The 14,625-nt window shown below is 51.0% G+C and carries 11 protein-coding genes; 1 reads left to right on the forward strand and 10 read right to left on the reverse strand.

What is annotated here, in order from left to right:
* From yejF to SK35_RS08250, 9 genes are all read right to left on the reverse strand, one after another.
* Positions 1 to 1,590 carry a microcin C ABC transporter ATP-binding protein YejF gene (gene yejF, locus SK35_RS08210; RefSeq protein ID WP_048215896.1) on the reverse strand — a complete coding sequence of 530 codons (1,590 nt, stop codon included), beginning with the start codon at positions 1,588 to 1,590 and terminating at the stop codon, positions 1 to 3.
* A gap of 1 nt (position 1,591) precedes the next feature.
* Positions 1,592 to 2,617, reverse strand: coding sequence for an ABC transporter permease (locus SK35_RS08215; RefSeq protein WP_003834577.1), 1,026 nt, complete (start codon positions 2,615 to 2,617; stop codon positions 1,592 to 1,594).
* A complete protein-coding gene (locus SK35_RS08220; RefSeq protein WP_048215897.1) occupies positions 2,617 to 3,711 on the reverse strand; it encodes a microcin C ABC transporter permease YejB in 1,095 nt (364 codons plus the stop codon). Before SK35_RS08220 ends, SK35_RS08215 begins: the two co-directional genes overlap by 1 nt.
* A complete protein-coding gene (locus SK35_RS08225; RefSeq protein ID WP_032944024.1) occupies positions 3,712 to 5,526 on the reverse strand; it encodes an extracellular solute-binding protein in 1,815 nt (604 codons plus the stop codon). It abuts the gene before it with no gap.
* Positions 5,527 to 5,626: 100 nt separating this feature from the next.
* Positions 5,627 to 7,186 carry a cyclic di-GMP phosphodiesterase gene (locus tag SK35_RS08230; protein ID WP_048215898.1) on the reverse strand — a complete coding sequence of 520 codons (1,560 nt, stop codon included), beginning with the start codon at positions 7,184 to 7,186 and terminating at the stop codon, positions 5,627 to 5,629.
* 167 nt (positions 7,187 to 7,353) lie between these two features.
* Positions 7,354 to 7,923, reverse strand: coding sequence for a bifunctional murein DD-endopeptidase/murein LD-carboxypeptidase (mepS, locus tag SK35_RS08235; protein WP_003834567.1), 570 nt, complete (start codon positions 7,921 to 7,923; stop codon positions 7,354 to 7,356).
* Between the two features lie 413 nt (positions 7,924 to 8,336).
* The gene (locus SK35_RS08240) at positions 8,337 to 9,050 is read right to left on the reverse strand and encodes a phosphatase PAP2 family protein (protein WP_048215899.1); all 714 of its coding nucleotides are present in this window, start codon (positions 9,048 to 9,050) and stop codon (positions 8,337 to 8,339) included.
* 33 nt (positions 9,051 to 9,083) lie between these two features.
* Entirely contained in the window at positions 9,084 to 10,070 is a 987-nt protein-coding gene (locus SK35_RS08245; RefSeq protein WP_048215900.1) for a CobW family GTP-binding protein, read from the reverse strand.
* Positions 10,071 to 10,189: 119 nt separating this feature from the next.
* The gene (locus SK35_RS08250) at positions 10,190 to 11,656 is read right to left on the reverse strand and encodes a mannitol dehydrogenase family protein (RefSeq protein ID WP_008785284.1); all 1,467 of its coding nucleotides are present in this window, start codon (positions 11,654 to 11,656) and stop codon (positions 10,190 to 10,192) included.
* A gap of 202 nt (positions 11,657 to 11,858) precedes the next feature.
* On the opposite strand from SK35_RS08250, the gene uxuA reads away from it, so the two are divergent.
* Positions 11,859 to 13,049 (forward strand): mannonate dehydratase, encoded by a 1,191-nt coding sequence (gene uxuA / locus SK35_RS08255; RefSeq protein ID WP_048215901.1) that lies wholly within the window; start codon positions 11,859 to 11,861, stop codon positions 13,047 to 13,049.
* Positions 13,050 to 13,094: 45 nt separating this feature from the next.
* Here the strand turns inward: uxuA and pdxR are convergent, their stop codons facing one another.
* On the reverse strand, positions 13,095 to 14,567 hold the full coding sequence (gene pdxR, locus SK35_RS08260; RefSeq protein WP_048215902.1) for a MocR-like pyridoxine biosynthesis transcription factor PdxR: 1,473 nt from the start codon (positions 14,565 to 14,567) through the stop codon (positions 13,095 to 13,097).
* Positions 14,568 to 14,625: the final 58 nt, after the last annotated feature.

Below are 14,625 nucleotides of genomic sequence, written 5' to 3' on the forward strand. Positions count from 1 at the left end.
TCAGCTTAGCGCGAGCAGCTGACGCGTATAGGCCTGCTGTGGTGCGTTAAAGACGTGCTCGCATTGCCCTTGCTCCACGACCTCTCCCTGACGTAGCACAATAACCTGATGGCATAATGCGCGTACTACGTGCAAATCATGGCTGATAAAAATATAAGCCAGCCGATGCTTTTCCTGTAAGGATTTTAACAACGTCAGGATTTGCGCCTGTACGGTCCTGTCGAGCGACGATGTTGGTTCATCCAGAATGATCAGGGAAGGTTTGAGAATCAATGCTCTGGCAATAGCAATGCGTTGGCGTTGTCCGCCAGAAAACTCCGCAGGATAACGATGTCGCGTTTCGCTATCCAATCCCACTTCCGCCATTACCGCTTTCACCTGTGCTTCGCGCTGTTCAGCTGACAGGGTTGGCTGATGAACGCGCAGCCCCTCCTCGATAATCTGTAGCACGCTCAGGCGTGGGTTCAGCGAGGAGTTGGGATCCTGAAATACCACCTGAATACGGTGACGGACCGGCAACAGCTGGCGTCGATTTAAGGTATGCAGTGCCAGGCCATCGAACACAATGCTTCCCTGCGAGGTGATTAACCGCAGAAGCGCCAGTCCGGTGGTACTTTTTCCCGAGCCTGATTCTCCGACCAGACCCAGCGTTTCACCGGGCCGGAGGGAAAAACTGACGTCGTTAACGACGACGTTGTGGTCCACCACGCGCTTCAGGATACCTTTGCGGATAGGAAAGGCGACGCGGAGTTTTTCCACTTCCAGCAACGGAGCTTGCCCGACAGGCAAAGGTACCGGATTGCCGGAAGGTTCGCTGTTTAACAATTTCTGCGTGTAGGGATGCGTTGGCGCAGTGAGCAACTGTGCGGCACGATTTTGCTCAACACACTGACCGTTTTGCATGACCGCCACGGTATCGGCCAGTTTTTTCACAATGCTCAGGTTGTGGGTGATGAACAGTAATCCCATGTTCAGCTCGCGCTGTAGTTCCCTCAGCAGTTGCAGGATCTGTGCCTGGACGGAAACGTCCAGCGCGGTAGTCGGTTCATCGGCAATAAGCAGCTCCGGTCGTGTTAGCAACGCCATGGCGATCATCACGCGCTGGCGTTCACCGCCGGACAGTTGGTGCGGGTAATCTGCGAGACGTTTGGCTGCCTGACGGATGCCTACGCGATCCAGGCAGGTCAGGATTTCTGCCCGCGCCGCCTCCCGACGCATTCCCCTATGCAGCGACAGCACTTCATAAAGCTGTTTTTCCAGATTGTGGAGCGGGTTCAGTGACACCATCGGCTCCTGGAAAATCATGGCGATTTTATTCCCCCGTACGCCGCGAAGCGTCTGCTCGTTGGCGTGAAGTAATGATTCACCATGAAAACGGATGTCCCCGGAAGGGTAAACTACCGGAGGGGACGGTAACAACCGTAGGATAGAAAGCGCGGTCACGCTTTTCCCCGAGCCAGACTCGCCCACCAGCGCTAGCGTTTGTCCGGCATCAACCCGTAGTGAGAGGGCATTGACTACGGTGCGCACGGTCTCTTGTTGACGAAAACCTACCGATAAATTTTCAATGGCTAACAGAGGTTGTGTCATTTTAAATCGCCTTGTTGGGATCAAACGCATCGCGTACCGCTTCACCAATAAAGATCAGTAGCGATAGTAGCAGGGCAACGGAGATGAACGCGGTGATGCCAAGCCACGGTGCCTGCAGGTTGTTTTTACCCTGCAACAGGAGTTCTCCCAGTGATGGCGAGCCAAGCGGTAAACCGAACCCAAGAAAATCCAGTGAGGTCAGGGTGGTTATCGAGGCGCATAAAATAAACGGTAAAAAAGTCAGGGCCGCGACCATCGCGTTGGGCAGCATATGACGCAGAATAATACTGCGATCGCTTACGCCTAGCGCTTGAGCGGCTCGAATGTAATCAAAGTTTCGGGTACGTAAAAATTCCGCGCGCACCACGCCAACCAGGCTCATCCAGCCAAACAGTACGGTAATGCCCAGCAGCCACCAGAAGTTAGGCTGGACCACGCTCGACAATAGGATGATGAGAAACAGCGTTGGCATTCCTGACCAAACTTCAATGAATCGTTGCCCCCACAGGTCCACCTTGCCGCCATAATAGCCCTGAATTGCGCCAGCCATAATGCCCATCACGCTCGAACAGAGGGTGAGCATTAGACCAAACAAGACAGAAATACGTGTGCCGTAGAGGATGCGCGCCAGTACATCACCGCCGTTGGCGTCTGTTCCCAGCCAGTTTTGTGCGGAAGGCGGGGAAGGGAAGGGCTTATCGGTGGCAAAGTTAATGCTGGTGGCCCCAAAGCGTATTGGTGCCCACAGGATCCAGCCCTGGTTTTCCAGGCGCTGTTGTAGCCACGGGTCCTGATAATCAGCCTGAGTCGCCAGCGGTCCGCCGAAGTCGCTTTCACTGTAGTTTTTGAACAGGGGGAAATACCAGCTATTGTCGTAGCGCACCAGTAGTGGCTTATCATTGGCAATCAGTTCTGAACACAGGCTAAGACCGAACAGCACCAGAAAAATCCACAGCGACCAGTAGCCGCGACGGTTGTGGCGAAAGCGCGCCCAGCGGGCCTGATTTACAGGGCTTAATCGCGACATTAGCGTCCCTCAAAATCAATACGAGGATCGACCAGCGTATAGCTGATGTCGCTGAGGATATTCAGCAGCAGACCGATCAGGGTGAAGATATAAAGCGTGCCAAACATTACCGGGTAGTCGCGTGATACGGTGGATTCATAACCCAGCAATCCCAGGCCGTTAAGTGAGAACATCACTTCAATCAGCAGTGAGCCGGTAAAAAACATGCTGATAAACGTTGCCGGGAAGCCGGCGATCACCAGCAACATGGCATTGCGAAACACATGTTTCCACAGAATATTTTTCTCGCTGACCCCTTTAGCGCGTGCGGTGACGACATATTGTTTGCGCACCTCATCCAGAAATGAGTTCTTGGTCAGCATAGTCAGTGCGGCAAACCCACCAACCACCGTCGCCAGCACCGGCAGGGTAATATGCCAAAGGTAGTCGGTTACTTTCTGATACCAGGGCAGGGAGTCAAAATTGGCGGAAACCAGCCCGCGTAGCGGGAACAGATCGTAATAGCTTCCCCCGGCAAAAAAGACGATCAGCAAAATCGCAAACAGAAATGCCGGGATGGCATAGCCGATAATAATAAATGCGCTGCTCCAGACATCAAACCGGCTGCCGTTATGCACCGCTTTGCGGATCCCAAGCGGTATCGACACCATGTAGATGATGAGCGTACTCCACAGCCCCAGCGTGATGGAAACAGGCAGGCTGTCTTTGATAAGCGTCAGCACCGAGGCGCTACGAAACAGGCTGTCACCGAAATCGAAACGAATGTAATCCCAGAGCATTTTGAAGTAACGCTCATGAATGGGCTTATCGAACCCATAGCGGCGAGTGATTTCGGCGATCACTTCCGGGTCCAGACCCCGGCCACCTCGATAATTACTGTCGCTGATGTTACCAACGCCGGTTTGCGCGTGGCTGGCGCGAACGCCTTCGCTACCCGCGCCGGGTAATGCCCCGTTTTGCCCGAACTCAATGGCGGCGACGGCCTGTTCAACCGGGCCGCCTGGGGCAATTTGCACGATAAAAAAGTTGATGGTGATGATGGCCCAAAGCGTTGGGATCACCAGCAGTAGACGTCGAATCAGATACGCGCCCATTTATTCTCCCTGTCGTCTGGCAGCGGGCAGTTTCGCCGCTTTGTTGACGTCATACCACCAGTTGTCGAGGCCAATGGTGTAAATTGGGCGAATAGCAGGATGTGAAAATTTATCCCACCAGGCGATGCGATCCTCTGCCATAAACCACATCGGCAACATGTAGTAGTTCCAGGTTAGTACCCTGTCCAGTGCCCGGCCCAGTGGGATCAATTTGGCTTTATCACCTTGCGCCGCGATGATTTGGTCGATCAGTTTATCAATCACCGGGCTTTGTACGCCGGGGGCGTTGTAGCTGGAATCAATATATTGAGAGGCCCACAGAATTTGCAGGTCTGAACTCGGCCACGGCATCGCGCGATACAACCTCGGCATCATGTCATAGTCGCGACTGCGCAGGCGGTTCGTGATTTGTGAGTTATCCACCTGGCGGATATTCATGGTAATACCTAAGCGCTGCAGGTTGTGCTGGAACGGCAGCACCCATTGACTGTTGCTGCCCGCCGGGAGCAACAGTTCAAAGCTCAGAGGTTTACCGCTGGCGCTGTTTACGCGCTGCTGACCCTTTAGTACCCACCCGGCCTGCTCCAGTAAGGTATCGGCTTTCAACAGGTTGTCGCGATCGTAGCCATCGCCTTTTGATTTTGGCGGCTGATAGATTTGGCTAAAGACCTCAGGGGGGAGATCTTTTTTCAAGGGCGCGAGTATCACCAGTTCATCAGCGTCGGGGTATTTTGTCGCGGCATATTCGGTATTCTGAAAATAGCTGTTGGTCCGGCTCCAGGCATTATAGAACAGCGCTTTATTCATCCATTCAAAATCAAAGGCCAGCGTGATGGCTTCCCGTACCCGTCGGTCGCTGAATACCGGACGCTGAATATTAAATGCCAGCCAGCGGGTATCCTGCGCGGATTCGTTTTTTTGTTCATCTTTGATGATGTAGTGATTCGCGAAATTTTTCCCGGTATAACGCGTCGCCCAGTTTTTGGCATCATTTTCAAGACGCAGATCAAACGCACCGGCCTTAAACGCTTCAAAGGCGACGTTATCATCCAGATAGTAGTCGTAGCGGATGGTATCAAAGTTCCAGCGTCCACGATTGACTGGCAGATTAGCGGCCCAATAATCTTTGACGCGCGAATAGACAATATACTGGCCCATCTTCCATTTCGTAATGCGATAAGGGCCGCTGGCGAGCGGCGGCGATGATAAGGGATCGCTGAGCTTATGATCTTTCCAGTACTTCTCTGGCATCACGGGTAATGAAAACAGGCTGAGCATGTCCTCTTTACCCGGTTTGGCTAATTCAATGCGTACGGTTAATGGCGCGATGGCTTTTACCGTTGTTCCCTTGTAGACCAGACGAAACTGCGGCACGCCTTCAGTCATAAATTTGTGGAAGGTGAATGCGACGTCGCGGGCGGTAATGGGTGAGCCATCGTGAAAACGCGCTCGTGGATTAATGGCAATTTCTACCCAGGAATAGTCGTCAGCGTAGCGCGCGCTGTCGGCAATGAGCGGGTAATAGCTACCAGGTTCATCGTCAGAGGTCGTAAACAACGTATCGTAAAGCGTTTCGGTACGTGCGCCGGGGTTACCGCGCATCGCGTAGCGGTTAAAGTTGTCAAATGTGCCAATGGCGGACAGGGTGATTTGACCCCCTTTAGGGGCTGCGGGATTCACATAATCGAAGTGATTAAAGTTAAATGCGTACTTCGGTTCACCCAGTACGGCAAAAGCATAGCTTTCTTTGATGGATTGCGCCTGGGCGCTAAACCCGATGAGGGTAATAAACAGAAGCAGTACGCGAGGGATCATATAAAAGCGATTTCCTTTTCCTGCCACAACCCGACGGGCATCATGCCTGAAAGATAAGGGATGTAGCGGCGAGTGAGAGTATATGAATCGCATACTGCGATCACCACGTCGGCTTATTGGGCTGTGCCATCCAACGCACAAAATCAGCAAGCTTTAATGGTCGGCTAATCCAGTATCCCTGGAAAAAATGCACCCCACGATCGCGCAGCCAACGGGCTTGCTCAGGAGTTTCTACCCCTTCCGCAACCGTCAGCATATTAAGACGTTTAGAAAGTGTCAACACGGCGTCCAGAACCGGAGAGGTCAGGGTTTCCGTCCCGATGGCGTTAATAAATCCGCGATCGATTTTCAGGTAGTCAACGGTAAAGCGTTCCAGATAAATAAGCGCGCTATGGCCGGTGCCAAAATCATCAATCGCAATTTCAAAACCTGCGGAATGCAGCCATTCAAATAGCTTTGTGGCCTCGTGCTGATTGAGCATATCTCGTTCAGTGATTTCCAGCACTATCTGAAAATAGTTTGCGGGAAGTGAAGCGTGCAGGTGCCGGATGTCGTCTTTAAATGTCTCGCCATGCAGATGCGATGGCGCGATATTGATCCCCAATTTTGCGCCAGCGGGTAACACTTTTTGCAGCGCCGGGGCATCCTGGGCGATCAACTTAAAGAGATGCTGAGTCAGCGGGACAATCATTTTCTGTGATTCAGCATAATGAATAAAGGCATCCGGTGGGATCTCGCCCGTTGTTGGGTGATTCCAACGTAACAGGACCTCGACGCCTTTCACTTCCAGCGTTTGCATCTCTACGACGGGCTGGTACACCACATAAAACTGGTTATGCTTGATGGCGTTGAGGATATCTTTGCCTGGGCGTAAACGGATGCTGTAGATGTAGTACCAGAGGAGAAGGGCGGCAATAATCCCGGCCATACATCCCAACAAAATAGAATACCAGACGTCGGTATAGTTCCACTCTTGTGCGTATAAGCGAATTTTAAGCGGGATCCCTTCAAGAGTGGCCTGCCGCCAGGAGGTATGAGGAAGAGCGGAGACATCGATGATTCGCGATGAGAATGTCGAAATTGCGGTATTACCGACGATAATCGCAATACCGTCAAAATCATCCTGCCGGGCGGTATAGAGCAGATAAGGTGCCAGATTGATATTCAGTGAGGTAAATACGCCGCTATCGTTGAACGACGCGTTTCGGTGCCAAATCATGATCGCTGGTTTGTCCGGCATCATGGGCGTACCGGGAAGTAATTCCACATCAATATTTCTGCTGATATCGAGGTTCGGGATCAAATCTAAAATCGGAGTGAACATGGAACCTGTTGCGGAAGAGCAGAAAGCGATACCGTCTTTTACCAGTAAGAAAGCGCGAACGTTCAGGCTAAAGGCTGCACTGGAGGTCAGTTTAGCGCCAACTTGTTGGCAACTGTTGGCAACCAGCGGCTGAAGGGCATCGGTGGTGGTTTTGAGGTCGGTAAAGTAGCTGCTGACGTAATTCTGGATATCGGCAAGGAGCGTGTCGTACTTAACTTCTCGTTTATGCCAGGTGACGAAAAACTGCAGGGTACTCACGAGTATTGCGACGATAAGCCCCGTTAACATACAGGAAAGCAGGATTTTCCGACCGGATGAAGAAGAGCGTCTGAACATAGATCCTTATTTTACCTGATTTAACCGCTTACTCTGTATGAATATAACCTGAAATGACTCATGTTGTGAGATTTTTCTTAGTCGCAGGGGGAAACAAAAAAGCACCGCCGAAGCAGTGCTTTTGGAATGTCTCATCAGGATAGCCAAGGGATAGCTGCCAAACGAAACTAACTGCGGCTCAGAACCCGGCGAGCTTCGTTGTAACGTTTTTTCCAGTAAGGCTCGTTCATGCTGGAAATGATAACGCCACTGCTGGTCGAGGCATGTACAAACTGGTTGTTACCGATATAAATACCGACGTGACGGCCAGTAGAACCAGCACGGAACAGAACCAGATCGCCTGTGCGCAGATTAGTGCGCGAAACGGATTTTCCCGTTTCCTGTTGTTCATAGGTTGAGCGCGGAAGCTCTAAACCAAATTGCTCGCGGAATGTACGCTGCACGAAGCTTGAGCAATCAATACCTTTTTTGGTGCTGCCGCCAAGGCGGTAACGCACGCCTTTCCAGTCAGCATATTGGTCCATAATACGTGATTTAACATCGATATTACGTACCATATTTTCAAATTCATCCTGAGAGGCTTGCAGTGAAGAGTTATCTCCATTGCCCACAGCATGCGTCTCAGAATGCATATTCTTGGCGGTGTTCGTTGTGCTACATGCAGAAAGCAGAACCGCAACTGCTATCGCGGGTATGCCCCGCAAGATATATCTCAAAATCGGTTGAGATTTGACCATTTTGTTTGTTTTCCCTTGAAGTCCTTAACGATAAATATCGTTATAAAAAATGCCAAACGTGACGAGACTAATTACCATCGCACGATGAGACAATTCCTTAAGGTCAAATCTGTGGCAGAACGCACAAATTTATTCTGAAAGGGAATAATTATCCCGCGAGGCAAAACGAGTTCGAGATTACCCGATCGTTCCGGTCAATGCGAGTGATTTTACGTGATTTCTTATAAGAAAAATTGATACAGAAAGTGAATAAACGGCATTGTCTAAATTAAGAACAATCAGGGTAAAAAATACGCAACCCACTCATTTTAAACATGAATAAGATGACAGGAGAATGACAATCAGAATGATGAAATATTGCCCGGCATCATCAGGGAATCAGAAGTATCCCTGATGATGTTAATTACTCTGCGTTATTTGTTTAAAAATTGTTTGTTTTTGCCGGGTAGATAATTCACGAACAGAGTGACTAATCGGTCGCTTAATGGCGTCATTAGCCACCAGGGAAGGCCAATCAAGACCACCGTCATGGAACCAACCACGATATCGGTGAGCCAGTGGGCGCCAATCATTACGCGCGGGAAGGCAAAAACCACAGCAATAATAAGGCCGATTATTCCTGCGACTTTTCCGAAATAACGCAGCATGAATGCGGAAAAAATAAGCAGCATCATGCCGTGATCGCCAGGAAAACTGTCTTTCGACGCATCTTTGGTCGGAATATGCAGCAGTTCGCTGACGCGATAAATATTATCCAGCATAAGCGTGGGACTGGCGCGTTTAACGGGAATAAGCGCCTGGCCCAGCTGGTTTAATACCACTGCAGTGAGCAGCATAACCAAACCAATTGCCACAATGCGTCGGCGACCTTCCGACGTCTCTTTGAGCCAAAAGTGCAGCATCAATGCGCCCATAGCCAGCAATGAGCAGCCATCAAATGCCCGATTATTGGTGATAGCAACAACCCATAAGAACAGTGGGCTTTCAATCAATTTGTGATTAAAAAATCGGAAGACGCCCGTATCGAGTGAAGACCAGAACCCATGCCCGGCTGGAATATACCAGGACAGAAACAGTGCCAGGCCCGCAATATTAAGCAGGAGGATTAAAGGGTATCGGGTTTTCATCGTCGTTTACCATTGCTAAAAACGAAGGCAACCTTACGCGCTAGCGTCTAAACGAAGTCTCAACAACGCGCTCTGTAACGCATTCCAGTCGGTCTCGGTATCGGCGATGAGTTCAATACGGCTATCCGGTGGAGCGACGTTTTGCGTTTCTATATGCCAGTCGTCTCCCTGGCGGTTAATGCGTACCAGTCCTTCTTTAATACGCATTACCCCCTTCACGCGCCCAACCGGGGCAAGACGCGACCATTCCAGCAGACCGATGGTATCGAACACCGTATCGGCGTCAAAAATCCAACCGCAGGCCTGATGGCCCTGACCGCTGTTCAGGCTACGACGCCAGCGCTGCTGTGCGGGTAAGCTCAACGCTGCCAGCCCCTTTTTGTTGGCATGGCTATGGTCGTGCTCCGCGCTTGCAGGAAGCTCCGCCAGGTTTAGTCGGGGTAAATCCAGTAGCTGTCCGTCAATTTGCCCATGGTCGGCATGAACCAACTGTCGATTACCGCCGTAGTGTTGCCACCAGCTTTGCAGGGCGTTTTCGCTTTCCGTCGTGGCACGGTCGGTTTTGTTGGCAACAATGATATCAGCGGCGGCCAGCTGATCGCGGAAATTGTCATTGGCGACGCTTTTCTCATCCAGTAACAGGCGAGGATCAAGGATACAAAGGGTTGCGCGCAGATCGATCCACGGCTCATAAACCGGTGCGGTGAGTAAATCCAGAATCTGTTTGGGATGCCCGAGGCCGGTGGGTTCAATCAGCAGGCGGTCGGGTTTCCCCTGACGCAGCAGCGTATTGAGGCCAACCTGCATTGGCAGACCGTTAACACAGCACATACAGCCGCCAGGGATCTCTTTTAGCAGCGCACCGCTGTCGGCCAGCAACGCGCCATCAATGCCAACTTCGCCAAACTCATTAACCAGCACGGCCCACTTCTCAGCAGGGTCTTTGTTTGCCAACAAATGAAGAATAGAGGTGGTTTTGCCACTGCCGAGAAAACCGGTGATGAGATTGGTTTTAGTCACATTTACTCCAGAATCATAAATTACCGTAATGGCATTTAACAATCCTGGCGAAAAACGGGGAAAAAGAGAAGGGGTGAGAGGACGAAGAGGCGCTTCGTCCTGCTTAATGGCAGAAATCGTTAACTTTTTAACGTCTCAATGACAGCCTGATGCGCACCGTATTGGGCAATGCGTTGCCAGGCCTGCTGAATGGCCGCGACAAACTGCGGATTCTGTACGAGATCGGTGGCGAAAATCTCGCGCAGCGAAAGCAGGGCGTTGACGCGTTCTGACTCTGTGCTCTGTTTAACCAGAGCGGCAATTTTTTCACTCAACGGGTCACGAACATCAATAGCGGTGCCTGAATCATCCACGCCGCTCACATAACGCATCCAGCCTGCGACGCCGAGCGCCAGCAGTGGCCACTCACTTTGGCGGGCTAAATGTACGCGGATCCCTTCCAACATGCGCTGGGGTAATTTCTGGCTACCGTCCATCGCGATTTGCCAGGTTTTATGTTTCAACGCTGGGTTGGCAAAACGCTCCAACAGGCTTAGGGCATACTGGTCTAAATCCACATCGGTAATTTGCAGCGTAGGTGCCTGTTCGTTGAGCATCAGGCGGTAAGCGGCTTCACGAAATGCGCTGTCCTGCATACAGTCGCTGATGTGCTGGAACCCGGCCAGATAGCCGAGATAAGCGAGAAACGAATGACTGCCGTTCAGCATCCGCAGTTTCATTTGTTCCCACGGCAACACATTTTCGACCATCTGGACGCCCGCCGTTTCCCATTGTGGGCGGCCACACACAAAATTATCTTCAATCACCCACTGGATAAACGGTTCGCAGCTGATTGCGCAAGGATCGGCAACCCCCAGCTCGCGGGCAATTTCAGCCAGTGACTCTTCAGTGGCGGCAGGGACAATGCGGTCGACCATGGTGCCAGGGAAACTGACATGCTCCTGAATCCAGGTTGCCAGTTCCGGTGAACGTTTCTCCGCCATTCCAAGGACGGCGTTTTTTACCACATGACCATTGTCCGGGATGTTATCGCAAGAGAGGACGGTAAACGGCTGTAGCCCGCGTTCACGTCGACGGTGTAGGGCTTCAACAATAATTCCGGGGGCAGAGTGCGGTTCAGTCGGTGTTTGCAGATCGTGAGCAATACGTGGATTACTGAGGTCTAGCGAGCCTGTCGCCGGATCGATGCAGTAGCCTTTTTCTGTGATGGTTAGCGAGACAATAGCCACCTGAGGTTCGCAGAATTTTTCGATAATGGCCGCCAGCGAATCCAGCCTGGCGTTGAGACATTCGTTGACGGCGCCGATAACAATTGGCTGGTTGCCGTTGGCCCCTTTTTCCAGCACGGTAAATAAATGATCCTGTTCGCGCAGTTGGCTCATCAGTCGATCGCCGCTGAACAGACTGATCTCACAAATACCCCAGTCTCCACCCTGCGCATTCAGCACCCTGTCGGTTAGTAACGCCTGATGGGCGCGGTGAAAAGCACCGAAACCAAAATGCACAATCCGCGTTTTTAATTGCTGGCGGTCGTATTGCGGCATCATGACATTTTCCGCCAGTGGCGCTGAGGCAATAGTTTTCATTTAATACACCTGATTAACCATAAATTAACAATGGCAGTATAAAGTTATATGACAACAAATTGAATTGGTGTGCCTCATTTATCCGGGGAATGTGAGCTTGATCAACCAATCATCGGCAATGTGTTGATCAGTTGACGGATGCCTGTATGGTAGTCGTCATTAAGATGATTTAATTTGGTATAACAACTTGTGAGGTGAAACAATGGAACAAACCTGGCGTTGGTACGGACCTAACGATCCGGTATCGCTTGATGATGTGCGTCAGGCTGGCGCAACGGGTGTTGTGACCGCCTTGCACCATATTCCTAACGGTGAAGTGTGGCCGGTAGAAGAAATTCAGCAGCGTCAGGCCATTCTGGCTGAAAAAGGGCTGACCTGGTCGGTAGTGGAAAGTATCCCTGTCCACGAAGATATCAAAACGCGTTCAGGTCAATATCAAACGTGGATTGCCAACTATCAGCAGAGTATCCGTAATCTGGCGACCTGTGGTATCGATACGGTGTGCTATAACTTCATGCCGATCCTCGACTGGACGCGTACCGACCTCGAATATCAACTGCCGGATGGTTCCAAAGCGCTGCGTTTTGACCAGATTGCTTTTGCGGCCTTCGAACTTCACATTCTGCAACGCCCGGGAGCTGAAGCGGATTATACCGCCGAAGAACAACGCCAGGCGCTGGACTACTTCAATGCCATGAGCGATGCAGAAATTGAAAAGCTGACCCGCAATATCATTGCTGGCCTGCCTGGTGCAGAAGAGGGCTATACGCTGGATCAGTTCCGTGCGCGTCTCGCTGAATATGACGGCATCAGTAAGGATGATCTGCGCGATAATATGGCGGTATTCCTGCGGGCGATTGTGCCAGTGGCAGAAGAAGTCGGCGTGCGTCTGGCCGTGCATCCTGACGATCCGCCGCGCCCGATCCTTGGCCTGCCGCGTATCGTTTCGACTATCGAAGATATGCAGTGGCTGAAAGAAACGGTCGATAGCATTAATAACGGTTTCACCATGTGTACCGGTTCTTACGGCGTGCGCGCTGATAACGATCTGGTGAAAATGATCGAAACCTTTGGCGATCGAATCCACTTCACGCACCTGCGCTCAACCTGTCGTGAAGATAACCCGAAAACCTTCCATGAAGGTGCGCACCTGCAGGGCGATGTGGATATGGTATCGGTGGTGGCTGCCATTTTGAGCGAAGAGCAGCGGCGTAAAAAAGCGGGCGACCTGCGTCCTATCCCGATGCGTCCGGATCATGGACACCAGATGCTTGACGATCTGCACAAGAAAACCAACCCGGGCTACTCTGCGATTGGTCGCCTGAAAGGCCTGGCAGAAGTCCGTGGCGTTGAGCTGGCGCTGAAACAAACGCAGTTCCGCGATCTGCTGTAAGTCTAACAACAGGGATTGCGCGACAGGCGCGATCCCTGTTTTTCATCAAGGCTGCGCGAGCGCCTGCTCCAGCACTGTCAGCACTTTATTGATCTGCTGTATCTGCAATCCACCAAATCCAAAAAACATAACAGCATCGCTGTTCTCTTTGCACCATGCGGCTTCTGATCCATTTTCTATATCCGGCAGAGTGTCGAAACGGATCCCGGCCAACAGGCAGCATTGTTGTAACCTGGTGATGAATTCTGCTTGTCTGTCAATGCGTAACGAGAGGTGCAGACCTGCCGTTGCGCCAGCGATTTTCCCTTCGGGAAACAGAGTGGAAAGGCCATCGCGTAACAGGGTGAGGCGCGTCGCATAGCTGCAGGCCAGCTTGCTGATATGCGTATAGAACACCTGGTTTTGCATCAGTTCGGCCAAAAATTGCTGCAACAACCACTGACTGCCGTTGTTATTGAGCGCTTTCATATTCTGTACCGCCGGAAGCAGTTCATCGGGGCAAATAAGATAGCCAAGCCGTGCGCCTGGCCCCAGCGTTTTAGAAAATGTCCCCATGTAGATAACCCGGTTGTGATAATCCATGGCTTTCAGCGCGGGAAGGGGATTTTCCCCATAGGTAAAAACGGCATCGTAATCATCTTCAATGATGTAAGCGCCGACGCGTTGCGCCCACGTTAATAATGACTGACGGCGCTCCAGTGAAAGCACGCTTCCCATCGGATACTGATGCGCTGGAGTAACATAACAAAGCTGGGTTTCATACTCGGGTAAATTATCTGTTTGCAGCCCGTGGTTATCTACGGCAATTGACGTAATGTCTGCACCGTAATAATTAAAAAGATGCCATGCGCCAGAATAACAAGGGGATTCCGTCACAATATGGCACTTTTTTTGCTGACTGACAGCATGATGAATAATAAATATTTGGCTAAGCAGTGATAATCCTTCCTGAATCCCGTTGGTAATGATGATGTTCTCTGCTCGGGTATTAATTCCGCGGGATAAATTAAGGTATCTGACCAATTGCTCACGCAGTGAAAATAATCCACTTGGTGAATGGTATCGGGTAAATAATTGTTCTTTAAGTATGCTTGGAGCATTATTCCATTTCCGCCAGCTTGACCAGGGAAAAGCGTTGGGATCGGGGACGCCCATCCGACAGTAGCACTCTCGTCCAGGCTCGGCGTAAACATCGGTTGAGACTCCGGCAGCTTTAGGTTTTGTCGGCGGAGAACCCTGGGTAACGGGCACATGTGTTGGTGTTATACGTACAGGCGTGGTGAATATCACTTCATAGCCAATGCCGTGTCGGCTCTTGATTAACCCTGCAGCCATAAGCTTATCATAGGCCATCACTACCGTTATTTTGGCTACGTTCAATACCTGAGCCTGCTCGCGAATAGAGGGAAGCTTATCGCCACAAAGCAAATCTCCCCGCTGAATAGCCTGGAAATAAAATTGGAAAATTTGCAATTGCAGCGGAGTGCGGAGTTCTCTATTGAGCGTTAATGTAAGCATGAGTAATTCCTTATTAATATATGGCCACTATATTACGAATTTCTCGTTTTTACTATTT

The sequence above is a fragment of the Citrobacter sp. MGH105 genome, assembly GCF_001037485.2.
GTDB classification, from domain to species: domain Bacteria; phylum Pseudomonadota; class Gammaproteobacteria; order Enterobacterales; family Enterobacteriaceae; genus Citrobacter; species Citrobacter portucalensis.